This is a genomic window from Spiroplasma endosymbiont of Phycita roborella (assembly GCF_964031195.1).
GTDB classification, from domain to species: Bacteria; Bacillota_I; Bacilli_A; order Mycoplasmatales; family VBWQ01; genus Spiroplasma_E; species Spiroplasma_E ixodetis_A.
The window spans coordinates 39,254-64,822 of record NZ_CAXIQJ010000005.1 but is presented as its reverse complement, the minus strand read 5'-3'; the positions used below and the strand labels follow the sequence as shown (position 1 = coordinate 64,822).

Sequence of the window (25,569 nt, the reverse complement as noted above, 5' to 3'; positions counted from 1 at the left end):
TTTCTAATCCTCAAGATAACTTTCGACTTCTTCATCGTAAGTTACCACTTTTTGTTCTTGACCTTTTTCGTCAATTAACACAATATTTATTCCTAAACCTTGTAGTTCTTTTGTTAAAACATTAAATGATTCAGGGATACCTGGCGTTGGAATCTGTTTATTACGTAGAATCGCTTCATAAGTTTTAATTCTACCTTTAATATCATCAGATTTAATAGTTAGGATTTCTTGTAAAGTATGAGCAGCACCATAAGCTTCTAATGCTCAAACTTCCATTTCTCCAAATCTTTGTCCACCATTTTGTGCCTTACCACCTAATGGTTGTTGAGTAATTAATGAATATGGACCCACATTACGAGCATGTAATTTATCATCTACCATATGTGATAGTTTTAGCATATACATAACACCAACAGAAATTTTCTTGGCAAACTTTTCACCAGTTAAACCATCATATAATGTTAATTTATCAAAATCATTATATTTTGCTTCTTTCATAATATCTAACAAGTCTTGATTTTTTGCACCATCAAAAACAGGGGTTGCTACTTTAATTCCTAAAGTTTTAGCAGCCATTCCTAAGTGTAATTCAAGAATTTGTCCAATATTCATCCGCGATGGTACTCCTAATGGATTTAACATAATATCAACCGGTGTTCCATCTTCTAGGAAAGGCATATCTTCAATTGGTAAGACTTTAGAAATAACACCTTTATTTCCGTGTCTTCCAGCCATTTTATCTCCTTCTCGGATTTTACGTTTTTGGACAATAAATACTTTAACTACTTCTTCTACTTCTGAAGGTAAGTCAAAACCATCTTCACGTTTATAACGTTTAATACCTTGAACAATTCCAGCACCACCATTAGGTACTCGTAATGAATTATCTTTAACATTACGTGATTTTTCACCAAAAATAGCTGCTAATAATTTTTCTTCAGCAGTTGATTGTGTTTGACCTTTTGGTGTAACCTTACCAACAAGAATATCTCCTTCTTTAACTTCAGTTCCAATTAAAACAATTCCTTCATCATCAAGATAACGTCTTGATTGTTCAGAAGTATTAGGGATTTCACGTGTAATTTCTTCTTTACCTTGTTTTGTTTTTCGACATTCTAAATTATATTCTTCAATATGCATTGAAGTATAAACATCATCTTTTACTAAACGTTCACTAATAATAATAGCATCTTCATAGTTATAACCATGTCAAGTCATGAAAGCAATAATTACATTTTGTCCTAATGCAAGTTCGCCATCTTTCATCGAAGGTCCATCTGCTAAAATTTGATTAACTTCAACTTTATCACCAACTTTTACTAATGGCACATGAGTTACTGCTGTTCCTTGATTACTACGTTCAAAACGACTTAACTCATAAGTTGTTATTTCATTTTCTGATTTAATAATAATTTCATGAGAATCAACATATTGTACAACTCCCGGTAAATTAGCAACAATAGCTAATCCTGAGTCACGAGCAACAGCATACTCAACACCCGTACCAACAATTGGTGTTTGGGGTTTTAATAATGGAATTGCTTGACGTTGCATATTAGCTCCCATTAAAGCACGGTTAGCATCATCATTTTCTAAAAAGGGAATACAACTTGTAGCTATTGACACAATTTGTTTTGGTGAAACATCAATATATTCAACTTCGTTTGGTCCAACAATAATATTTTGACCATTACTACGAGCAATAACATTATTATTTTTAATAACATTATTAGTATCTAATTCAATATTAGCTTGTGCAATGATATAATTCTTTTCTTCACCAGCAGTTAAATATTTAATTTCATTAGTAATTTTACCTGCAATTACTTGACGGTAAGGTGTTTCAATAAAACCGTATTCATTAATACGAGCATAAGTGGCTAAATTATTGATTAAACCAATATTAGGTCCTTCAGGAGTTTCAATCGGACAAATTCTTCCATAGTGAGAATAGTGAACATCACGAACTTCTAAACTAGCACGATCACGTGATAATCCACCAGGTCCTAAAGCAGTTAAACGTCTTTTATTAGCCAATTCTGCTAATGGATTAGTTTGATCCATAAATTGTGATAATTGTGATAAGTTAAAAAACTCACCAATAACAGCTGTTAATGGTTTATTATTTGTAATATTTGCTGGTTTCATTTTATCACTATCAGTAGTTGACATTTTTTCTTTAACGTTTTTTTCAATACGTCCCATTCCAATACGAAATTGGTTTTGTAGTAATTCACCAATTGTACGAATACGACGATTTGCTAAGTGATCAATATCATCAGCATTACCAATACCATGAACAAAATTTAAAATATAAGAAAGAGTTGCTAAAATATCAGCAATAGTAATAATTACTTCTTTACATTTAGGATTAATTCCAACAACATTAATAACTTCATTTAATCTTTCTTTATCATTATAAACTTTAATTAACTGCACATAATGTTTTGGTTCACTATCACTGATTGATGTTTTTAAAGGTACTAAACATGCTCCTTCTTCTAATACTGTTTTTAGAATTTCTAATTGTGATTTACGAATTACTGTTTTTTTGGATAAAACAACATTACCTCTAATATCTTTAATATCTTCAGCTAGAGTGTAATTTAAAACACGATCTGTAATAGCTAATTTTTGAATTAGCTTATATCTTCCTGCTTTTGTTAAATCATATTTTTTTGAATCAAATAATAATCCAGTTAAAAATTTTGCAGCACCATCAACACTGGCAGTTTCTCCGGCTTTAATTTTTTTATAAATTTCTTGTACTGCTGCTGGTCAATTTTGATGTTCATCATATTCATAAGTATTTAATAAAACATCATCTTTACCAATGATATTAATAACATCATCTTTAGTTAATCCTAAGGCAGTAAGTAAAGTGGTTACTGCAATTTTACGTGATTTTTCAATTTTAACTTGAATAATATCTTTAATTGCATTTTTATTACGAACTAATTTATTACGTTTAGAATCAGTTTCAAATTCTAGTCAAGTTCCACGTGATGGAATTAAATCACCTAAAAATTTATATAATCCGGTTTTTGGATCAATTTCAATTTTAAAATATGCACCTGGTGAACGAACTAATTGTGAAACAACAACCTTTTCACTTCCATTAATAATAAATGTTCCTTTTTGTGTCATTAATGGAAAATCACCTAAAAATACATCTCCTTCACGAGTTAATGTATAATCAACAATTAAAACATCTTCTTCTCTACTTTTAATAGTAACTTCAATAGTTGAAAATTCACTATTAGCATGAACATTTTTTTCTTCAAAATAATATATATTATCGCTAACTTTTGGTTCATTAATGTTTTTAATACCAAATTGGTCTTTAATTCAACGCATTAAATAATCTAAAATATTATCTTTAGCAGCAATAGTTAAATGACGATTATTTTCATGAATTGATAGAGATAATTTTGTATAGATTGGTGCTTCATAAGTTTTTGACTCATCTTTTGCTTCTTTTAATGTTCTTCTTGGTTTACGAAATTCTCAATCAATCAATGATAAAATAATACGATTATCATTATCAGTTACCGGAAATATTTCATTAAATACTTCTTGTATTCCTGTATCAATAAATCATTTATAAGTATCACGTTGAATTGAAATTAAATCAGGAAGATCTAAATTTCCTGATACTTTAGTATAGTCACGTCTTTTAGCATAATGACCAAATTGTTTTGTAGTATATGACATTGGTTCATCTCCAATTTTAAAAATTTATTAAAATCAAATAATTTGATTTCAGTTAATTAGTATTAAATTACTAATTAGTTTGATAAAATATTAAGTTTTAAGTTGATAATTTTTAGTTAAATAACAAACAGAAAACCAGTATTAATTAAAACTGGTTTTCATATAAATTTTTAATATTTGAACTACTTAACTTCAACAATAGCACCAACGGCTTTTAACGTTGCTTCGTGTTCTGTTGCTTTTGCTGTATCAATATTTTCTAAAATCTTTTGTGGTCCTGTTGCTACTGCATCAACCATTTTTTTAGCATCCATTAAAGACATTGTTCCACCAACAATTGCCTTAACTGCTTTAATAACATCAACTTTTTTGTCTCCTACTTCTTTTAAGATTACAGAAACTGTTGATGGTTTTGTTGCTTCTTCTTTAGCTGCTGCTGGTGCAGAAGCAACTGCTGCAGTTACTCCAAAAGTTGTTTCAATTAATTCAACTAATTCTTTTAATTGAACTGCTGTCATTGTTTTAACATGTTCAATAATTTGTTTATTTGTAATATTTTCCATTATTTTTTCCTCCATATATTTTTTTATTTAATAAGTGTTAATTATGCGTTTTCTTTTTGTTGGGCTACTGCTTTAATTGCTAAAGCCAAATTGCGAACTGGTGCTTGTAAACAAGAAGCTAACATTGAAATTAATTCTAATTTTGATGGTAATGAAGCTATTTTTTGTAACTCACTTTGGTCAATAACTTTCCCTTCAAAAATGCCACCTCTTAATACTAATAATTTATTAATTTTAGCATAATTAGAAACTATTTTAGCTGTTTCTAAGTCGTTTTCAAATCCAAAGATAAAACCATTTGGACCAACTAAACTACTTTCAAGCGATGAATATTCTTTTTTTAAAGCACGAGCAACTAAATTATTCTTATAAATAGTGAATGTTGCACCTTTAGCTCTTAATTCCTTACGTAAAGAACTAATTTCTTCAACATTCATACCTTGATATTGTACAACAATTGTTGTTTTTGAATCATTAATTTGCTTAGCAATTAAATCAATAGTTTTTTGTTTTTCAACCATTGCTGGGCGCATAAGTACACCTCCTTTATTCTGAAATAACTAGCAATAAGTAGTAAATAAAACTCGGAACAAAACCCAGTAAATCACATGCATATATAATGATGGAAATTACCTGAGCAACATAATTAAGACAAAAGTCCGTTGCTGTCTTTGGCTTATTCTAGCTTGTATATTATATGATATATATATATTAAAATCAAGAAAAATTTACAAAAGATTAAATAAATAATTTTTTATTATATATCTTTTAAGTTATAAACACTATTTTTAATAACATAAATGCTAATTTCATCAATATCTTAATTAAGATTAAAAAAATTGTTTTTTTATAACTGGTTACTATTTTTACTACTAGAGTTTTTGCTTTCACTTGAAGAAGATTCACTATTTATTTTTGATTTATCTAACTCAAGATTTTTACAAACTCTTTCTCTTCTTTCAGATTCATTTTTTTCTCCTCAAGCTTTATTTATTTTATCAGCATTTTTAGCATGTGCTTCTTGTTTTAATTTATTATTCTCAATAGATTTTCATGGCATAATTTATTATTCCTTTCACTTTTTGAATATTTTTTCTACCTTTAAATAGTCAATAAAATTATATATTTTTTATTAAAAATATATATAAAAATATATAAAAAATTATTCTTACTTAATTAAGTAAGAATAATTAAACTAATTATCGTTATATTTTAAAATGAGTAATGTCGTTGTCTTACATTTGTAGGAGGTTGCATATTGTCCATAGAATTTGCTTTATCTACATCAAACTGATTTTCAACTGGAATTATATTATTTTCAACATTTATTATTGTTTTATCATTCATTAGTTCATTTATAGTTTTAAGTTTTCTACCATCCAGTTCTTGTTTTAATATATTAAATTGTGTTTCTAACTTAGTTTCTAATTTATCACTTGTTAAATCCTTAGATACTGATTTAACTTCTTTTTTTTCTTTTTCTTTTTTATCTTTATTATTTTTAAATATTTTATTATAAATTCATGATTCAACTTTTTTTGATGCAGTTGAAAAAACTGATGTAATTGCTTTAAAACCTCCACTAATAAAAACTGAAGCAATAGCAATATCAATCTTAATTGTTGCCACTACTGCAACAGCCAAATAAGGAGCTAAAATCATAGCAAGCAAATTTGGAAGAACAGCAATAACAATAGTAATGACTAAAATAATAACCCAAACTTTTCACTCCGTTTTAGATGGCTTTGATTTTAATTCCATTTGTTCTTTTAATAATTCTTTAACTGGCATTGTACTAATATTATTTGCATTTTCTTTATCAATTAAACAAGTGCTTTTTTTATATTCTTCAATACTCTGGTACTTTTTAGTCTGTTTTCAAACTTCAACCTCATTTTTTTCATTATTATCAAAATATATTATTTCTTCAAAAATTGATTCATCATTATAAACTAAAGTTGTTATATAAAATATCTTATCTTCAATTGGAAAAATTTCTTCATAAATTTTTTGAACATTTTGACTTTTAATATTTCATTCTTTTTTTATTTCTTTTTTTAACTTAGAAATATTAGAAAATATTTCTAGTTTTTGCTCTTCAGTTAAATTTTCTTCATCAATTTTTCTTTGTAGTTCTATTCTTCTATTAATATTTTCTTTTAATGATAACGGCATCCAATCATCACTATAACTATCTAGTTCACTATTTAAATTGCTTATAGTATTTTCTAATTCTTCAATTTTAGAATTATTTTTTTCAATATTATTATTCAATTCTTTTTTTATATTTCTTTGTTCTTCAATTTCTAATTCTTTATCTGATATTGTTTTTTTAAGCGCAAAATATTCTCTAAATTCACTATCGGTTGTATTTTGTTTCTTAGTTTTATTTATTTCCATTTTTCTTTCTTTACGTTTTAAATCATCAAGTAAAGGTTTAAGTTGAATAATTTCTAATTCAAAAAGATTTTCTCTAATAATAGTTAATTTTTTATTTAAATCATCATTTGTTCTTTTGACATCTTCTAATTGTTTTGTAAAATTAAAAATTTCTTCTCTAAGTTTACTTATCTTTTGATCTTCTATAATTGTAAGACAATTATATTTATATTTATTTAAAACATTACTATCATTATTTGCTTCATTTAAACTATTTTCACTTCTAGAAGATTTTATTGCTAAACCTCCATGTCTTTTTTTTATAGAACCATCGGTTTGAGCAAAAATATTTTCTGGATTATTTTCCATTATTCGCTGAAATGTTGTTGATTTTCTTTTATCATTATCACGCATTTTATACACCTTCTTAGTAAAATAAAACCCATTTACTTACAAACAAAGCAATGGGTTAAAAACTATATTTAGTTTTACACTTATCTTTTACCAAATTTTAGAAATTTTTACAATATTTTTTATTTTCATATTATATAAATAATTTAAATATTATTAAATTTTGAGGTATATAATAATTATTTAAAATAAAAGAGTTACCAATAATGGTAACTCCTATTCACTGTTAGGTGCCAACCGCAATGAATATTTACTTACCCTTAACTAAGTAAGTATTTTTATTATACTACTAAAATAAAGTTTTTTTAGTTTTATTTACTAAAAAAAAATAAAACCTTTTTAATTTTATATATTTTTGATAATAATTTGATTTAAAAAAAGAAATCAACAAATAAATATTGAATAGTTGCAGAAATAGAGTCTATATTATTCACTTTTGTTTTAATGTCTTCAAATAAATTTTTTTGTGATTTCTGTTTTTGTGAAGAGAAATAACAATTTAGTTTATTTTTAGATTTTTTTGGACAATCTTCTATATTTTCTTCAAATAAATTTTTTTGTGATTTCTGTTTTTGTGAAGAGAAATAACAATTTAGTTTCTTTTTAGATTTTTTTGGACAATCTTCTATATTTTCTTCAAACAAATTTTTTTGTGATTTCTGTTTTTGTGAAGAGAGATAACAATTTAGTTTATTTTTAGATTTTTTTGGACAATCTTCTATATTTTCTTCAAATAAATTTTTTTGTGATTTCTGTTTTTGTGAAGAGAGATAACAATTTAGTTTCTTTTTAGATTTTTTTGGACAATCTTCTATATTTTCTTCAAACAAATTTATTTCTTTGAAAAGATCAAAGTTTTTTTTCAATTTTTCAGTTTTAACTTTATCTTGACATTTATCAAGTAATTTTTTAAAGTTTAAAGGATTTGAAACTACATTTGAAAAACTTTCAACGATTGCATAGTTATTTATTACATTTTCATAAATTCTTGGAGTAGAATTTTGTTCATTAATTAAAGTTTTGTAATCATTATCATTAAAATCACAATTTTTTTTTGCTTTTTTAATAAAATCATCAGTTAAAAGTATTAATAAACCATTTTTTCCCCTTCGATGAAGACTACCATATATTGATAATGAAGATGCAATTTCTCAATCAATATGTTTTCTACATTTTGTATGTTTTCCTAAAATAACTACAGTAATATCTGAATCTTTTAAATACTCTTCTCTAATAGTTTTAAATATCTTTTTAGGAGGCAATTGCGGATCAATATCACCTAGTTTTACAGATACGTCTTTCACTTCAAAATATTCTCCATAACACTGCAAAATTAATTCTGATAATTCATCCTTTGCTTTTTGTTCTCTTAAATGATGATATGAAATAAAAATTTTTAACATTATTCATTAACCTCTTTTTTAAAATTTTAAAAATATTTTTTATAAACTTTAATAAGTTTATACTTTATTATAAAATAATACTCACTAAAAGTAATATTTTTAACTTTTAAGTTTTATAAAATCTTATTATTAAAATAAAATAAATATTATACAAATTTCAAGTAATTACTAGTATAATGATTTAAGAATAAAAAAGAATAATTAGTACAAATAAAACTTGTTATTTTAAAGGAGAATAATATACATGAATAAAAACTATAAAGATACATTATTAATGCCTCAAACTAACTTTGAAATGCGTGCTAATTTAACTATAAAAGAACCACAACTACAAAAATATTGACAAGACCAAAAAATATATCAACAACTAATTAACAAAAATAAAAAATCTACGAAAACTTTTATCCTTCATGATGGACCTCCATATGCTAACGGTGATCTACATTTAGGACATGCATTAAATAAAATTTTAAAAGATATTATTGTTCGCTATTATAATAGTAGCAATTATTATGCACCCTATATTGCAGGTTGAGATACGCATGGTTTACCTATTGAAACAGCAGTTACTAACTCAGGAATTAATCGTAAAACAATAGCAGTATCAGATTTTAGAAAACAATGTCAAAAATATGCAGAACTGCAAGTTGCTAATCAAATTAATCAATTTAAAACATTAGGATTACTAACAGATTTTGAAGATCATTATGTTACTTATGATAAAAAATATGAATCTGAACAAATTAAAGTTTTTGCTAAAATGGTAGAAAAAAAACTAGTATATCGTAATTTATATCCTGTATATTGATCACCATCAAGTGAAAGTGCCTTAGCTGAAGCTGAAGTTGAATATTTAACAAAAACTAGTGCTGCTATTTATGTTGCCTTTTTACTAAATGATGAAAAAAAAATATTTAACTTACCTACCTCACTAGTAATTTGAACAACAACACCATGAACCATTCCTAGCAATCAAATGTTAGCAGTAAATGAAGAATTTACATATAGTATTATTAAGACTAATGAACAACAATATATTATTGTACAACCATTGATTGATTCTTTTACTAAAGCAAACAACATCACCGATTTTACAATTGTTAAAACAATTTCTGGTAAAGATTTAATTGGATTAACAGCATTACATCCATTATATCAAAGAAAAACCCCAATCGTTCATGGTTCTCATGTTACTATAAATGATGGAACTGGAATTGTTCATACTGCTCCAGCGTTTGGTGAAGAAGATTTTGATTTAGGATTAAAACATAATATCAAAATTCTTTGTCCAATTAATGATCAAGGTCAATTTACAGCAGAAATCAATGATGAACAATTAGTCAATAAGTTTTATGATGATACTAATAAAATTATTGTTGAGCGCTTAAAAAATAATGGTACATTAATTGGTATGAAATGATTTAAACATCAATATCCACATGATTGACGAACTAAAAAACCCGTTATTTATCGTGCTACTTTACAATGATTTATCGCTATTGAAAAAATCAAACCATTACTTACTAAAAATATTAATAAAATAAATTTTGTTCCTGAATGAGCAAAAAAAAGAATGTTATTAATGACAAATAATCGCTATGATTGATGCATTTCTCGTCAACGTGCTTGAGGATTACCAATTCCAATTTTTTACACTGAAAAAAAAGAACCAATCATGGATATAAACCTTATTAATCATGTGGCTGATTTATTTGCTAAACATGGTTCAAATATTTGATTTGAAAAAGAAGCAAAAGATTTATTACCACCTAAATATCAACATAAAGATAGCCCAAATGGTATTTTTTATAAAGAACAAGATATCATGGATGTTTGATATGATAGTGGTGTTTCCCACTTAGCAGTTATTAAAAATAATAATTTACCTTGACCAGCAGATTTATATTTGGAGGGTAATGATCAATTTCGTGGTTGATTTAATTCAAGTTTAACAACAGGAACTATTACTAATAATAGTAGTCCATATAAAAACTTGTTAGCACATGGTTTTGTAACTGATGCTAAAGGCAATAAAATGTCAAAATCAATTGGTAATGTTATTAGTGTTAAATCAATTTGTGATACTAATGGTGCTGATATTTTACGATTATGAGTAGCCAGTGTTGATTTTACTGATGATACAAGAATTGGTACTGAAATTTTAAAACAAGTTAGTGAAAACTATCGTAAAATCAGAAATATTTTTCGTTTCTTACTAGGTAATTTATTTGATTTAGATATCAAAACTATTGAAAATAAAACAGAAGAAGAAATTATTAATAGTTTATCAGAAGTTGATCAATATATTTTAAATAAATTAAACGGATTAGTGATTAAAATTAATGAAAATTATCAAACTTACCAATTTAATACTATCTATCATTTAATTTTAAATTTTGTTACTAATGATTTGTCTGCTTTTTATTGTGATTTTACTAAAGATATTTTATATGTTAATAGCAAAAAAGACATTAGAAGAAAACAAGTACAAATAACAATGTTTTTAATAGTAAAAACTTTAATTGGTTTATTAGCCCCTATTTTACCACACACTACTGAAGAAGCATTCCAAAGTTTAACTAAAAAAGATTTAAACACAAGCAGTGATTCTATTCATTTAAAAAAATTTCCACAACCATGAAATTTAAACAAACCAACAAAACTAATGGAAAAATGAGAATATTTTATTAACTTTAAAAATGAAGTTAATAAAGTTATTGAACAAGCTAAAAAAGACAAAATTGTTAAAACAGCCCTAGAAACAATAGTAACTATTATTTTTAAAGATAATCATAATATCTTATCAACAATTGATGAAAAAGAATTAGCACAATTATTAATTGTTAGTGAAGTTAATATTAATTATAATAATAGCAACGTTAATGATTGAACTATTAATGTTAAAACAAAAGATGGTACTAAATGTCCTCGCTGTTGATTAATTGTTAATGAAACAAAAGAAGATGTTTGTAATCGTTGTTTTGAAGTGTTATCCTTAATAATGTAAATAACTAATATTAGTTTAGAAAGAAGTAATTATGGAATTTTCTTGATTAGCAATTAAAAATCATTTAAAAACACGTGATTGAAAATGATTAACTAAAATAATTTGTTTTTGCGTAATTATTATTCTAATTATCACTGATCAAATGATAAAATTAGCAGTACAAAATGGAATAAAAGCTGGTGAAGAATATAAATTCATACCCGGATTTATTAATTTAAAATTTATTATTAATTATGGTTCTGCTTTTAGTTTTTTTCAAAATCAAAGAATCTTTCTAATAACTTTTGCTTTTCTAGTAGCAATTGCTAGTAGCACCTGACTATTATTTACTAAATCTATTAACAGAGCACTAGGTCTCAGTTTTGTTATTGCAGGAACAATCGGTAATTTAACAGATAGATTTTTACACAAAGGTGGTGTTATTGACTTTTTATTATGACAACTATTCCCACCATATACTATTTTTAATACTGCGGATATATTCATTACCATTGGTATCACAATTATTATTCTACAAATAATTATTGGAACCATAATTAATGCCTATCAAGAAAAGTTTGGAGAACACAATAATGAAGTCAACAATGGAACATTTACAACAATCATCAATGACAGAAAATCAAAAGATGATAAAACTAAAATATCATGAAAACAAAAATATCCGCATCGACAAATATTTAGCAATGGTATTAACAGAACATCATTATTCACGAAATTTTATCCAAAATTTAATCACTAATGGGCAAGTAATAGTTAATAATAAAACTATTTCATCAGCTAACTTATTATTAAAAAATAATGATGAAATAAATATTATTATTAAAAATGAGAAAGATAACACTTTAAAAACAACTGCAATTGATTTTGAAATAGTTTATGAGGATAATGAAATTCTTGTTATTAACAAACCTAATAATTTGGTTGTCCACCCAGGAGCAGGTAATTGAGATAATACTTTAGTTAACGGATTATTATTCCAGTCTAAAATTGAAAATATTGAAGAAAATAATTTACGTCCAGGCATTGTTCATCGTATTGACAAACAAACGACAGGATTATTATTAGTAGCTAAAAATAAAATTAGTCATCATATTTTAGCAGAACAATTACAAAAACATGAAATTAAACGAATTTATATTGCATTAGTTCATGGTACAATTAAAGGTAGATCAGGAACCATTAAAGCACCTATTGCTAGAAGCAATAATAATCGTCTAAAAATGATGGTCAATGAACAAAATAGTAAGAAAGCAACTACTCATTTTACAGTTATTGAGCGATTTAAAGACTATACTTTAGTTCAATGTCAATTAGAAACTGGTCGAACACACCAAATTCGTGTTCATTTTGAGTGAATTGAACATCCAATTGTAAATGACCCTTTATACAGCAAGTTTAAATTGGAAAATGCTAATATTGGACAATACTTACATGCTAAAGTCATTACTTTTACTCATCCCACAACTAAAAAAGTTATGACTTTTGAATGTAATTTACCTGATTTTTTTGAAAATAAATTACAATTATTACGAAAGGAAAGTGTTAAATAATGGATGATAATATTCTAGATATTTTAGGTTTACAATTAGTTGATTATTTTATTAGTCATCAAGATTATCGACCATTTAATGTTCCTAAAGAATTAAAACTACATGTTAAAGGTGAAGTATATCTAACTAATAAAGATAGTAATACTTATCATATCATTAAAATTATTAAAGAAAATAATTTTAATCCTCACCATTTAAAAAACAAAGATGAAGTTTATGAAATTTTACATAAACAATTAGCAGATGAAGGTGTTAAAGATATTCGTTATTTAATGGTTATCTTAAATGATGATAACCAAAACGAAAATCGAATGTCACCAGCAGTTGATGTTATTATTGCTACTAGTGATAAAATTGTTCAAGAATTATCTAAATTTTATCCTAGTATTACTAAATTTATTAAGGTAGACTTACCCCAACTTGAAACTGAAACTGAAAATAATGAAGAGACTAATGAAGATAATAGTACTGGAACTTTAAGTGATAATTGAAAAAAAGTTAATTTTCAAAATCGTCGTTACTTAAGCGAAACATTAAAAAAATGTACTAATGCTAATTTGGCAGTTACCTGATTTCTTTTTATAATTCCTATTATTACACTTGTTGTTTTTCTAGTAATTATAAATCTTAGTCAAGATGATTGATTAGCATTAGATTATAAAAAACAACATTTGCTTTTTGGTGCCAATTATCATAACTTAATATTTGGTGCTTATCAATATTGAAGGTGATTAATTTATCCATTTGCTGGTAATGATATAAATCCTTCAGTTCCTATTAATTTAATATTTTTACTTTGAATGTTTTATCGTGTTGGCAGATTTGTTGAAGGATTTTATGGATGATGAAAAGCAATTTTCATTTGAATTGGTGCAATGATTCTAACTGGTATTTTACAAAGTGTTGTTGATAATATTAATATCATGTCAGGATTTTGAGTTTTTCCTGTAATTTCATTAGGAGCAATGTTACCTTTCATTTGAAATTATAAATTATTTAAAACTCCAATTATGAGTCGTTTCTTTACAACTATTTTATTAATGTTAATATTTTGATTTATAACTGATCAACAAGTAGTGACATTATTATATTGAATGATTGCTTTTGTCATAGGATGATTATTTGCTTCTTTAATCGGATATCATAATCGTAAAATAACTGTGTATTATGCTTTTAGTCCAATTGCTATTGGTTCATTAGTATTATTTGCTGGTTTGCTTTGAGGTTTAAATAATTATTATCCTGTTGATGATAATAACTATACTTTAGAAGTATTAAAACAATATCAAAAACTTGGTTTAATTAGTCAAAGTACTATTAATAGCATTATGCTTAATTACTTTCATATACAAGTATAAAAAAAGTAGGATTTTTCCTACTTTTTTTATAAATAAAATTCTATATTTTTTTTAATGCGTCAAATAAATACTTTTCTTCCTCTTTTGTAAGAAGATTAGTATTAATAATTATTTGTCTACTATTAATATCAATAATTTTAAAATCTATAGCAATATATGAATAATTATTAAAATTAATTTTTAATCTTTCTGATCATTCAATTATCATAAAATTATTCATCATTATTTCATAATATTCTTCTAAATGAGGATTAATTAAACGATAAGCATCCATATGAATTAAATTTCATTCATATTTAGTTTGATACTTATTTCAAATAATAAAAGTTGGTGAATTAATAATATTTTTAACTCCAAGTAAATTACCAATTAATTTAGTAATTTGCGTTTTACCACTACCAAGCGGACCATTTAATAATAAAATTAAATTTGGTTTAGCAATTTTAGCAATTATTTTGGCAAGAGTATTAGTGTCATCTAATTTTTTTAATATATATACATTTTTTTTCATAATAACCTTCTTTGATAATTATTTTATACTTTACAAACTATTATACAAAATAATAACTTATTTTCTAAATTATTATTTTTCTTATTTAAAAGTTATTACTGCTCATATGTTTCTTTTTTAACTACCACTTTTTCTTTACTTCTTACAAAAAATCATTGATAAAAACCAAAGCATGAATTACCAAGAGCAACAATTCACATTAATAAAAGATTTACATCCAAACGATTATGAGCAGCTCCCGAATACATAGCTATTTGAAAAATATTAACGATTATTCAAAAAATTCATTGTTCACGAAAACGTAATAACATTAGTATTTGCGCAACAATACTTAAAGAATTAGTTAATGAATCTAGAATATGTGGTAAAACTTGTTGAAAAGTATTACCATCAAAATCATATTTCCCTAAAATTACACGTGAAAATTCAGGAATTTCAAAATAAAAAAATACTGATAAAACAATTGCAAAGTAAATAGTAACAATACTTGTTTTTAAATTTAAACGTTTAGAAATTATTTCTTGTTGTGAATCTAAATGAAATTTCCATAAACTATAGCCAATAAATTGAAAAGGCAAAAAGAAAAATAAATTCAACTGCATATCACCAACATAATCTCAAACTAAAGCAATACAACCATAAATACTAACAGCAAAAAAACCTCAAAAAAAATTAGAAATTTTACCAAACGAAATTAAAATTATACAAATAACATTAGTAAAAGCAGCAATACCATTTAAGAATAATAATACTTGCTGTCAAGGATGATAAGCTTGACGATTTACAATAGTTCAGACCGAAGGATATAAATTAGGATTAATAAAATGATTCAAATCAAAAAATGTATTTCATAACATAAAAATCCCCAAACAAATAATAGCTACTTTAGCAGAAAATGGAATTTTATTAAGATCTTTGGGTATTGATAATAAAAATTCTTTTATATTTTTCTTTCTTTTTATAAATTTAAATTTTATATCTTTAAACATATTTTCTTCCTTTTAAATTTATTTATTTATTTATGTTCACTATTGTATTATTCAATCGTAATTTTCCATAAATTGCCAATGTAAGTGAATCATTAACTTTATCTAGTTCACTCTCATTAATAAAAATACCATTAATACTATTTTCACCAATACTACCATCACCTTTACCAAAATAACTTAACTTTAAATCTAAATTCAAACTAGATAAATCAACAGCATAAAAATGTCATATTTTTATTGAAGTTTTATTAGCATAATAACTACCAAGTCTATAAATACAATCAAGTTTTAAACTGCTAATATTAATTCCTGTCTCTTCTAAAATTTCATTCTTAACAGTTTCTAGTGATGATTTACCTAATTTACAACCACCTGTTAGAGTACTAAAAAATGATATCTTTTTATTTTCAAATAAAGGATTATTTTCTTTCATTAATAAAAATCAATATTGTGGAATGGCAACCCTTTTTAGGACTATTTTTTGGTAGACATTTGTTTTTGATAACTAATTGGAGTTAGGTAGTTTAGAGTACTGTGAATTCTTATGTTGTTATATCAATTGATGTAATCAAATAATTCTAATTTTAATTGGATTAATGATGTAAAATTTTTATCATTAATAAATTCAATTTTGAAAGTTTTAAAAGTTGCTTCAGCAACAGCATTGTCATAAGGACATCCTTTTTTGCTTAAAGATCGAGTTATGTTGAAAGCTAATAAAAGCTTATCAATAGTTTTATTATTGAATTCATTACCGCGATCAGTATGAAATATTTCAATATCTTTTAAACAGTGATTTGATTGCATAAATGCTTGATATACTAATGATGCATCTTTTTTAACTCCAACACTATGTCCAATAATTTCGCGGTTAAATAGGTCGATTAATAGGCAAATATAGTTTCATTTACCATTAACTTGAACATAAGTTAAATCACTAACAATAACTTCATTTTTAATTCTATTATTAAAGTTTCTATTAACAAGATTGGTTATTTGACTATCATTGACTTTATTATGATAATTTTTGAATGATAATTTAGTGTATTTTGATATTAAATTATGCTTATTCATAATTTCTTTAATTTTTCTGCGTGATAAATAAATTTCTTGGTTTGCTAGTATGACTTTTAATCTTCTAGTACCATAAACTTCTTTATTTTCTTTAAAAGCACTAATAACAGCTTGTTCATAAATATTATTTTGAATTTTATTTTTTTTCTTTAAATTAAAATAATATGTTGATTTAGAGAGTTTTAAAAAATGACACATTGTGCGAATTTTATATTTAGATTTATTATTTGCAATAATCTCTACTTTCTGCCTATTATTAGTGCTGCTTGCTTTAAAATATCAATTTCCATTCGTAACTGTTTTAATTCTTTATTTGCTTGAATTAATTGTTTTTCTAAATCTGAAAGATTATCTTTAGTTTTAAAACTACCTGAATTAGTAAATTGCTTAATTCAATTGTAAGTAGCTGCTCTTGTAACATTGTATTCTTTAACAAGGCAAGATACTGATTTGCCACTTTGATATAAAGCTACTATTTGTTTTTTAAATTCATCTGAATATGAGTTAATAGTGACCATAATTATAATTCCTTTCTTTTAACTAATTTGTTCACTTGTCTATGTAATTAGTGTCCAATAAAGTGTAACCCATCCATTTATTATAATCATCAACATTAGTATAAATATTTAGTTTAAATTTAACTAAAAATAACAAAATACGCATTCTTTTAACTTGAACAATATATTCTACTTTTTCACGTGCTTGTTTTGGTATTCTATCGGGGTGTTGTTCAATCATATACATAATTCCATTAAAATTATGACCTATTAATTTACAAAACATTCCTAAACTTTCTTGTGTTTCTTTAAATTCGGGTGACAAATCATTACTATTAATTTTCAAACCTAACTCATCTAAAACAACCATATCACACTCTTTAAAAGCATAATTACTATTTAATTGATTAAATTTAAAAACATCATCATAAGAACAGCGATAACTATATTCATTACGAACTTTAATAGGAATAGGACTTACTACCCTACCCTTATGTTTTTGTGCTAAACAACAAGCAAGAGCAGATTTACCAGTACGTGGTGGTGCTGAAATAATATAACTACCTACACGTTGTAATATCTTTATATTTTTTCTAGTTATTAAAAACGGATAAACTATTATTAATAATAAAACTCCTAAAAGTAAATAACCATATCAAGGCATTATTTCAACTCCTAACCAACTAAAAATCCAACTGCTTTTAAAAATACTCATAATGTTAAAACTTGTTCTAAACCACTAGTAAAATCAACATTTAAAACAGAACTAATAGTATCATCAAAAATACGTCTCAATAATCCATCAAGTTTAGTAAAAAATTCTCTTAATGGTTCCACGGGTAAAACCTTACCAACAACACCATAAAGTACTCACCTAAAAGCATTACGTAAATGACCAAAAACATCATATCAACTAACACGCTCATACTCAGGGTTAAAAGGACTATTTGGCGGTACTGGTGTTACTTTCTCACTTGAAAAAATATTAATTTGACCAAAATTTAACTGTGGTGAAAAAGTTGGTTTAGTTGATTCACCATGAACATCAAAAAATACTGTTAAATGTCTTAAATTTGGAACACGAATAGGCATAGTAACAAAATTATATAAATCTTGCTGATAAACATCATTATCAACTTTACCTTTAAAAACATACTTAGTATCACCAACATTATCTAAAAAACTAAAAACAAAATTAGCAGTAAAAGTTTTAAAATATTCATATTCAAAATAAAACATAAAACCTTGAATATAAAAACTTAAAGGTTTATCAATTTCAAAATTTAACTGTGTTTGAAAATTTATAATTCTTTTACCAGTATTAACAAAGTTTAAATTATTAGTATTATTCTTTGCAACATAATTATGATTAAACATAATACGTGAAAATTCATCTAATTGTTTTCTATTAAAAGTATAAACACCAGTTCCCATATCTATCATTTGTGATGGAACACCAACTGTATCACTATAATAATAACATGTATATAAACCTTCATTATTTCCTATAAATTCACCACTTACTAATTTTAAATCCGGTTGGTCAACATCAAAATAAGCAGAATTTCATGGAATTGTTGCTCAATCATCAAAATCATGATATTTAACATGTTTAACCATTTCTTTTGTAATATCATAATTAACAACATTAGCGTCATTTGAAGCAATTAAAGAAGTAGGTGCTTGAACAAAAGTATTTACAACAAAAAATAATTTAGCAAACTTAAATCACATAATTATTTACCAAATAAACATTTTAAAATTCACCATGAACCATAAAACAAAACAAATCCAATAAAAAACTGTGTTCCATAAACTACTAAATTTCATAAAATAGTAGTAAAATCGTCAACTGGATTACCTATAAACATAGTTCAATAATCAACAATACATTGATGTATTTTATTGTAAATTTCTAAAACACTCATAACTAACACCTACCCAAATAATGACCTAAAAATAAATTTAATACTACGATAAATAAAATTAAAAAATACACCTAATACTAATCAAAAAGTTAAATTAAACAAAATATAAACTTCATCAGTAATATTAGTTTGATTTAAAAATATACCAATATCATTACTAGAAAATATAAAAATAAAATGCAATATACTAAGAACAAAATTAGACATAACTATTTACCTACAAACTTCCCTTTTTTATTCTCAATACCCTTAGCCTTATTATCTAAACGTTTTCTTTCAGCAAGTTGTTTACCAACTCATGATGAACCTTTATAAAATTTAACAGAAGCACGACCCATAGTTTTAACATTCTGTCCTAAATCTAATGCTGGTAACATTAATTCGGGTAAAATAACCCTAAATGCAAATCTAAGCAAAATTAAAAATATCATTAACGTACCCAAATTAAAACCTAAATCACCAAGTGGAAAACTAAAAAACTTCATAAAAATTGAAGCAAATAATTGCATAACTGTTGTAATAAAAGGTATAAACATAATTTCACATCCTAATGTCTTGTAAATCTAAATAATCCCAAAATTAAATAAAATACAAAACTAACATTTATTAAAGCAAGAATAGGCAAAGGTAAAGTGTATAAACTATCATAAAAAAACGACTTAATAAAAAGTGTTACAGTATGTAATCCAGTAAAAGAACTTAAATACTGCATATAAATAGTTTGTACCAAAGTATTAACAACTGGTAAAAGTCTACCTAATAAAGGTAAAACAAAAACCAAACTAAAAAATAACTTTACCATTTGCTTACTTCCTTTCTAATTACTAATGTGTTCCATGAATAATATGTCCCACAAATTGTTTGATAAACACTAATACCATAAATACAATTGAAATTAACACTGGTCAATTTGTAAGTGTTCCACCATCGCCAGTAGTAAATACTCAACCAAAAATATAAGTAAAAGCATTTAATAATTGTTGGCCAACACCACCAATCATATTTAATAATGGATGGGTTACACTTTATTGGACACTAATTACATAGACAAGTGAACAAATTAGTTAAAAGAAAGGAATTATAATTATGGTCACTATTAACTCATATTCAGATGAATTTAAAAAACAAATAGTAGCTTTATATCAAAGTGGCAAATCAGTATCTTGCCTTGTTAAAGAATACAATGTTACAAGAGCAGCTACTTACAATTGAATTAAGCAATTTACTAATTCAGGTAGTTTTAAAACTAAAGATAATCTTTCAGATTTAGAAAAACAATTAATTCAAGCAAATAAAGAATTAAAACAGTTACGAATGGAAATTGATATTTTAAAGCAAGCAGCACTAATAATAGGCAGAAAGTAGAGATTATTGCAAATAATAAATCTAAATATAAAATTCGCACAATGTGTCATTTTTTAAAACTCTCTAAATCAACATATTATTTTAATTTAAAGAAAAAAAATAAAATTCAAAATAATATTTATGAACAAGCTGTTATTAGTGCTTTTAAAGAAAATAAAGAAGTTTATGGTACTAGAAGATTAAAAGTCATACTAGCAAACCAAGAAATTTATTTATCACGCAGAAAAATTAAAGAAATTATGAATAAGCATAATTTAATATCAAAATACACTAAATTATCATTCAAAAATTATCATAATAAAGTCAATGATAGTCAAATAACCAATCTTGTTAATAGAAACTTTAATAATAGAATTAAAAATGAAGTTATTGTTAGTGATTTAACTTATGTTCAAGTTAATGGTAAATGAAACTATATTTGCCTATTAATCGACCTATTTAACCGCGAAATTATTGGACATAGTGTTGGAGTTAAAAAAGATGCATCATTAGTATATCAAGCATTTATGCAATCAAATCACTGTTTAAAAGATATTGAAATATTTCATACTGATCGCGGTAATGAATTCAATAATAAAACTATTGATAAGCTTTTATTAGCTTTCAACATAACTCGATCTTTAAGCAAAAAAGGATGTCCTTATGACAATGCTGTTGCTGAAGCAACTTTTAAAACTTTCAAAATTGAATTTATTAATGATAAAAATTTTACATCATTAATCCAATTAAAATTAGAATTATTTGATTACATCAATTGATATAACAACATAAGAATTCACAGTACTCTAAACTACCTAACTCCAATTAGTTATCAAAAACAAATGTCTACCAAAAAATAGTCCTAAAAAGGGTTGCCATTCCATAATGCTGATAATCCAGCAGGCATATTAATCACCTCCTTTCTCTAATTCTTTTTGTTGTTTTTCCATTTCTAATTTACGTTTCTTTTTTTCAAAATCTTTACGACAAAATATACAATCGGGTTCACTATCATTATCTTTTATATGTTTTTTATGTTTAAATCTTTGTATACCTTTACGTATTCAATTTCTACAAAACCAAAGAATTAAACAAAACCCACCAATATATAACGCATATTTTATAATTTCTTTAAAATCCATTATTTATCACTTCCTTTCTCAATATTCTTTTTCTTATTTTTAATTGATTTAATCAAATCTAAAATTGAAAATAAAATACCCATAAAAAATGAAATACCACCAATAAAAAACCAAAATCAACGAATAAAACTCATATCATTATCAATAATTTGCTGAATACCACCAACAAATAACCATAAACCACAACTAGTAAAAACACTAATAAGAATAATATTAACTCAATCAAATTTAGAATTTTTTTTATGTTTTATAACTTCTTTATTTTCCATTATTTTTTACTCCCTAATAAAAAATCATCATAATTCAAATTTTCACTTAATCTTTGGTCAAAATTTCTTTTTGCCTTTTTCTTATGCAACTTTTGTCTTGGCATATTTTTTCATTTATCTTTTTTCATAAAATTAATTCACTCCTTATAAAATAAACGTTTTTATTGTTTTATTTTGTTCATTAATCTTTGAATTTTCATTATTAATTTCTAATAATTTATTTTGAAATTCTAATGTTTGTTTTAAATCTTTTATTTGATTATTTAAATTTTCAAATTTTCTTTCTAATTTTTGTTTTTCATATCTTTTTCTTTCAACTTTTAAATCATTCTTTTTACTAAATTTATTTTCTTTTCTCTTAAAAACTCAATTTGTTATTTTAGTTTTAATATTATTTCATGGAATACCAATATAACCTACAACAATACCAATTAAAATAGATACTGGTTTAATTGCAACAATTCCTAAAACTATAATGCTAGGAATTAATCCTAAAAATATACTAAATGTAATACATCCAGTTAATGCCATAAATTTTAAAATTCATCACATATATATTTTCACTTTAAACACCACCTAATGTATAAGCATAAGAATAATCCCAATTTAAACTTGCTCTATCTAAATTAATCTCCGACATACTATCATCATTTAAATCAACATCAACCATACCGTCATCTGTACTTTGATAATCATTAACACTGCCATTAATTAATCTTGCTCTTTCATCTGTAAATACTTCTTGTAACTCTGTATTATTATGTGTATTTCCTAACGGTAATAATAAAGTATTAATAATCTCACTTGCTCCGGCAATAATTGTAGGAATAGCAAAATAATTATTAAAATTATTGTTTATACCCATAGCAACCCCACTACTAATCAAACATCCACCAGTACCCATATTTGCTATCTTTCTTATATTTTGAAATCTATTAGGGATTAACTCAGTTAAACCACTAATAACATTTGCTATACCAAAACTATTTAAAGATATATAAGTATCTCAATCTACAAAAGGCTTATCAATTACTGGATTAGGAGTTGGTATTGGAATAGGAATTGGTGGTTCAGTAGGGCATGGTGGTCAAAAACAAGGTTCATTTCTTAATAAAGAAACTGACTTATTTACATACTGAACAAACTTAGCATAATTAATTAAACCAATTGTTCCTAAACCTAAAAATATCTTTTTATAACTATTAATCACTTTATTTTTAGTAGTTAGTCTTTGATTAATATTCCATATATCAATTCCTAACTTTTTACTAAATAACAAAGAATTAATACTTCCTAAAATTGGGTCTTTTAAATATTGACCATAATAAGCACTAACTCCTACCATAGCACTTAATGGACTTAATCCAGTTCTTAAAATTTTAGTTAAAGTATAATTACTAGTTTGTTCTAACACATTAGGCATAAATAAAACTCCTTACTTATTTAATAAGGAGCATATTTATACTAATTTGTATAATATGGGAGCAAAGTACACAAAAAAGTATATATATGCTCCCTATTTAATTTTTAATTTTCTTTTTGTTGTAATGGTTCTTTTTGTTTAACCAAAGCAATATCTAATATGCAATTTGGACAGTAATATTTTTTATTATATAAGTTTTGTAAAACTTTTTTAGGACAAATAACTTGGTCACAAAGTTTGCATAAATACATTGCTAAATGAAAATTTTGTTCACAAGCACAATTATTAATTTTTGACATAACTTAAATCCTTTAAATAATAATTTAACAATTACCCTATAATAAATAACTATTTAGTTTTTAAATTATGTATGTCAATAATTTTTGCTTCTCATGTTATTTCAACATCATAATAAGAACCAAGACTTAAATTCATTTTAGAAAGTTTAGTAAATAATTCACTATCATGTAAAACTCATTTATCCTTAGATTTTTCACCAGTTGATATTTTAATACCTTTATCAGTAACATAAAACGACGAAAAAGTAAGTACATCATAATTTTTGGACTTACCACTTTTTTCATCTTTAATTACTTCATTGCTTCTAATTTTTGTCAATTGACATAAAAAATACATATTAACCTCTCCAGTTCAATTTATTATTAATAATAAATAGATTAATAATGCGGGTAATAAACATTATTAATTATAATATAACAGAAAAAAATTAAAATACAATAAAAATAGATAATAATGAGAACTGGAGTAATCACTATTATCTAATTAACCATTATATATATATATATACAAGTATTTTATTCAATTTTATTTGTTTTTTTATTTTTTATATTGTCAACTAAAATTGATAATTCTCCCTCAAGTGCAACCATTAAGTTAATAGCTTGACATTCATGTTTTTCCATATTATTTATAATATCAACACAATCATCTAACAAACTATACAATTGACTTAACAATTTATATTTCGTCATAAATTTTAAAACTCCTTTATTTTTAAATAACTTATAATTATAAATTATAGATATTAAATAAAAATAAACAATATATTTTAAAATTAATGTAAAACTCTAGGTACACGCTTAATTGCATTTCTAAACCTAATACTATCAATTGAAACATATTCATCATAATCTTTAAAATTGTCACCAAAAACAGTAGTATCAAAACTACCACCAAAAAGTATAGTACGACCTAAATTATCAATTTTCTTTTTAAAAAATTGTGTATGTAATGCATTAACAGAAGCATCAATTAAACGTTGATATAACATTATTTTTTGACCTTTAACTACTTTTGGATTAGAACAATTACGAGAAAAAGCATATGCACGAACACCTAAATCATATTGATTTTGAGATTTTATATCATTTTGTACTTTTACAACATATTTACTTAAATACTTAACTATATTTTCATTAGTACCTTTTTGAACAACTCTTACATCATTAAAACCAAATGGTCATCATTGTGGCAACATACTTTTATGTATTTTTCTATTAAATAATATATGAAAATGAATAGCACCGCGTTTTTGATATTCATAAACATACATATATTTTAATTCACCTAAATATTTAGCACGTTTAGGGTCATTTCATCAACGTTTTAAACGTTTAAAGAATATAGCAATATCATGTTTTGCTTTATTAATATCTTGCATATTATCGGCATAAGTTAAAGTAACAAAACTTAAAACTTTTGAATTATAAAAATTATGATACGCTTTATGTATTAATTTTGTTTTAGTACGAATAGTAGAATTACGTAACTTTTTATCATTAATACCTAAATTTTTAATACCAACTTCATTACGCTTATTATTTAAAATAGCACTCATAGGTAAAACTATATTTTTAACATAAGCACCATAATAAACTTTCTTAATATAAAAATTTTCTTGCATATATAAAAACTCCAGTTCAATTGTTATAAATAACAATTTATTTTATATACTTTAATAACAAACTAATCATAACACAAAAAACA

Annotated in this window: 29 protein-coding genes; 5 read left to right on the top strand and 24 right to left on the bottom strand. The window is 24.8% G+C overall.

Annotation, left to right across the window (positions count from 1 at the left end; genetic code table 4):
• Positions 1–3: 3 nt before the first annotated feature.
• From rpoB to AAHM95_RS06145, 6 genes are all read right to left on the bottom strand, one after another.
• Positions 4–3,714, bottom strand: coding sequence for a DNA-directed RNA polymerase subunit beta (gene rpoB / locus AAHM95_RS06170; RefSeq protein WP_342274410.1), 3,711 nt, complete (start codon positions 3,712–3,714; stop codon positions 4–6).
• A 182-nt stretch (positions 3,715–3,896) separates the two neighbouring features.
• A complete protein-coding gene (gene rplL / locus AAHM95_RS06165) occupies positions 3,897–4,277 on the bottom strand; it encodes a 50S ribosomal protein L7/L12 (RefSeq protein ID WP_252320298.1) in 381 nt (126 codons plus the stop codon).
• A gap of 41 nt (positions 4,278–4,318) precedes the next feature.
• Complete coding sequence (rplJ, locus tag AAHM95_RS06160; protein WP_252320296.1) at positions 4,319–4,810, bottom strand: 50S ribosomal protein L10; 492 nt, start codon at positions 4,808–4,810, stop codon at positions 4,319–4,321.
• Between the two features lie 314 nt (positions 4,811–5,124).
• Positions 5,125–5,337 carry a hypothetical protein gene (locus tag AAHM95_RS06155; protein WP_252320294.1) on the bottom strand — a complete coding sequence of 71 codons (213 nt, stop codon included), beginning with the start codon at positions 5,335–5,337 and terminating at the stop codon, positions 5,125–5,127.
• 152 nt (positions 5,338–5,489) lie between these two features.
• On the bottom strand, positions 5,490–7,070 hold the full coding sequence (locus AAHM95_RS06150; protein ID WP_342274409.1) for a hypothetical protein: 1,581 nt from the start codon (positions 7,068–7,070) through the stop codon (positions 5,490–5,492).
• A 368-nt stretch (positions 7,071–7,438) separates the two neighbouring features.
• Entirely contained in the window at positions 7,439–8,470 is a 1,032-nt protein-coding gene (locus tag AAHM95_RS06145) for a TIR domain-containing protein (protein WP_342274408.1), read from the bottom strand.
• Positions 8,471–8,714: 244 nt separating this feature from the next.
• Between AAHM95_RS06145 and ileS the strand changes: the two genes are divergently transcribed.
• Genes ileS through AAHM95_RS06125 form a run of 4 tightly spaced genes read left to right on the top strand, consistent with a single transcriptional unit; the run spans position 8,715 to position 14,385 of the window.
• Positions 8,715–11,477: an isoleucine--tRNA ligase gene (gene ileS / locus AAHM95_RS06140; protein ID WP_342274407.1), complete on the top strand. Its 2,763-nt coding sequence runs from the start codon at positions 8,715–8,717 to the stop codon at positions 11,475–11,477.
• 31 nt (positions 11,478–11,508) lie between these two features.
• Positions 11,509–12,216, top strand: coding sequence for a signal peptidase II (gene lspA, locus AAHM95_RS06135; RefSeq protein ID WP_339043051.1), 708 nt, complete (start codon positions 11,509–11,511; stop codon positions 12,214–12,216).
• Positions 12,104–13,027, top strand: coding sequence for an RluA family pseudouridine synthase (locus AAHM95_RS06130; protein ID WP_342274556.1), 924 nt, complete (start codon positions 12,104–12,106; stop codon positions 13,025–13,027). The genes lspA and AAHM95_RS06130 overlap by 113 nt, the downstream gene beginning before the upstream one ends.
• The gene (locus tag AAHM95_RS06125; protein ID WP_342274406.1) at positions 13,027–14,385 is read left to right on the top strand and encodes a hypothetical protein; all 1,359 of its coding nucleotides are present in this window, start codon (positions 13,027–13,029) and stop codon (positions 14,383–14,385) included. Before AAHM95_RS06130 ends, AAHM95_RS06125 begins: the two co-directional genes overlap by 1 nt.
• A gap of 40 nt (positions 14,386–14,425) precedes the next feature.
• On the opposite strand, the gene tsaE is transcribed toward AAHM95_RS06125, so the two are convergent.
• From tsaE to AAHM95_RS06080, 9 genes are all read right to left on the bottom strand, one after another.
• A complete protein-coding gene (gene tsaE / locus AAHM95_RS06120; protein ID WP_342274405.1) occupies positions 14,426–14,896 on the bottom strand; it encodes a tRNA (adenosine(37)-N6)-threonylcarbamoyltransferase complex ATPase subunit type 1 TsaE in 471 nt (156 codons plus the stop codon).
• A gap of 95 nt (positions 14,897–14,991) precedes the next feature.
• Entirely contained in the window at positions 14,992–15,885 is an 894-nt protein-coding gene (gene pnuC / locus AAHM95_RS06115; RefSeq protein WP_281749328.1) for a nicotinamide riboside transporter PnuC, read from the bottom strand.
• A 22-nt stretch (positions 15,886–15,907) separates the two neighbouring features.
• Entirely contained in the window at positions 15,908–16,318 is a 411-nt protein-coding gene (locus tag AAHM95_RS06110; RefSeq protein WP_342274404.1) for an NUDIX hydrolase, read from the bottom strand.
• 41 nt (positions 16,319–16,359) lie between these two features.
• A protein-coding gene (locus tag AAHM95_RS06105; protein ID WP_338975281.1) for an IS3 family transposase occupies positions 16,360–17,477 on the bottom strand; the annotation gives its coding sequence in 2 pieces (ribosomal slippage) (positions 16,360–17,207 and positions 17,207–17,477; 1,119 coding nt in all).
• A 22-nt stretch (positions 17,478–17,499) separates the two neighbouring features.
• Entirely contained in the window at positions 17,500–18,120 is a 621-nt protein-coding gene (locus tag AAHM95_RS06100; protein WP_342274403.1) for a hypothetical protein, read from the bottom strand.
• Positions 18,121–18,131: 11 nt separating this feature from the next.
• Positions 18,132–19,190: a hypothetical protein gene (locus tag AAHM95_RS06095; RefSeq protein WP_342274329.1), complete on the bottom strand. Its 1,059-nt coding sequence runs from the start codon at positions 19,188–19,190 to the stop codon at positions 18,132–18,134.
• Between the two features lie 403 nt (positions 19,191–19,593).
• A complete protein-coding gene (locus AAHM95_RS06090) occupies positions 19,594–19,920 on the bottom strand; it encodes a hypothetical protein (protein ID WP_338960277.1) in 327 nt (108 codons plus the stop codon).
• Positions 19,921–19,931: 11 nt separating this feature from the next.
• A complete protein-coding gene (locus AAHM95_RS06085; RefSeq protein WP_342274330.1) occupies positions 19,932–20,186 on the bottom strand; it encodes a hypothetical protein in 255 nt (84 codons plus the stop codon).
• Between the two features lie 22 nt (positions 20,187–20,208).
• Positions 20,209–20,385 (bottom strand): hypothetical protein, encoded by a 177-nt coding sequence (locus AAHM95_RS06080; protein WP_342274402.1) that lies wholly within the window; start codon positions 20,383–20,385, stop codon positions 20,209–20,211.
• Between the two features lie 85 nt (positions 20,386–20,470).
• Between AAHM95_RS06080 and AAHM95_RS06075 the strand changes: the two genes are divergently transcribed.
• Positions 20,471–21,588, top strand: a protein-coding gene (locus tag AAHM95_RS06075; RefSeq protein ID WP_338975281.1) for an IS3 family transposase whose coding sequence is annotated in 2 segments (ribosomal slippage) — positions 20,471–20,741 and positions 20,741–21,588 — 1,119 coding nt in all. Because the reading frame shifts where the segments join, the coding sequence is not laid out codon by codon here.
• 48 nt (positions 21,589–21,636) lie between these two features.
• Here AAHM95_RS06075 and AAHM95_RS06070 read toward each other — a convergent pair.
• From AAHM95_RS06070 to AAHM95_RS06030, 9 genes are all read right to left on the bottom strand, one after another.
• Entirely contained in the window at positions 21,637–21,870 is a 234-nt protein-coding gene (locus AAHM95_RS06070; protein ID WP_342274401.1) for a hypothetical protein, read from the bottom strand.
• On the bottom strand, positions 21,870–22,139 hold the full coding sequence (locus AAHM95_RS06065; protein WP_342274331.1) for a hypothetical protein: 270 nt from the start codon (positions 22,137–22,139) through the stop codon (positions 21,870–21,872). The genes AAHM95_RS06070 and AAHM95_RS06065 overlap by 1 nt, the downstream gene beginning before the upstream one ends.
• Positions 22,139–22,267 carry a hypothetical protein gene (locus tag AAHM95_RS06060; protein WP_342274400.1) on the bottom strand — a complete coding sequence of 43 codons (129 nt, stop codon included), beginning with the start codon at positions 22,265–22,267 and terminating at the stop codon, positions 22,139–22,141. The genes AAHM95_RS06065 and AAHM95_RS06060 overlap by 1 nt, the downstream gene beginning before the upstream one ends.
• Before the next feature lie 16 nt (positions 22,268–22,283).
• Positions 22,284–22,703: a hypothetical protein gene (locus tag AAHM95_RS06055; RefSeq protein ID WP_342274333.1), complete on the bottom strand. Its 420-nt coding sequence runs from the start codon at positions 22,701–22,703 to the stop codon at positions 22,284–22,286.
• 1 nt (position 22,704) lies between these two features.
• A complete protein-coding gene (locus tag AAHM95_RS06050) occupies positions 22,705–23,562 on the bottom strand; it encodes a hypothetical protein (protein ID WP_342274334.1) in 858 nt (285 codons plus the stop codon).
• Between the two features lie 104 nt (positions 23,563–23,666).
• Entirely contained in the window at positions 23,667–23,861 is a 195-nt protein-coding gene (locus AAHM95_RS06045) for a hypothetical protein (RefSeq protein ID WP_342274335.1), read from the bottom strand.
• A gap of 49 nt (positions 23,862–23,910) precedes the next feature.
• On the bottom strand, positions 23,911–24,198 hold the full coding sequence (locus tag AAHM95_RS06040; RefSeq protein WP_342274399.1) for a hypothetical protein: 288 nt from the start codon (positions 24,196–24,198) through the stop codon (positions 23,911–23,913).
• A 179-nt stretch (positions 24,199–24,377) separates the two neighbouring features.
• Positions 24,378–24,554 carry a hypothetical protein gene (locus AAHM95_RS06035; protein ID WP_342274337.1) on the bottom strand — a complete coding sequence of 59 codons (177 nt, stop codon included), beginning with the start codon at positions 24,552–24,554 and terminating at the stop codon, positions 24,378–24,380.
• A gap of 83 nt (positions 24,555–24,637) precedes the next feature.
• Positions 24,638–25,486 (bottom strand): rolling circle replication-associated protein, encoded by an 849-nt coding sequence (locus AAHM95_RS06030; RefSeq protein ID WP_342274398.1) that lies wholly within the window; start codon positions 25,484–25,486, stop codon positions 24,638–24,640.
• Positions 25,487–25,569: the final 83 nt, after the last annotated feature.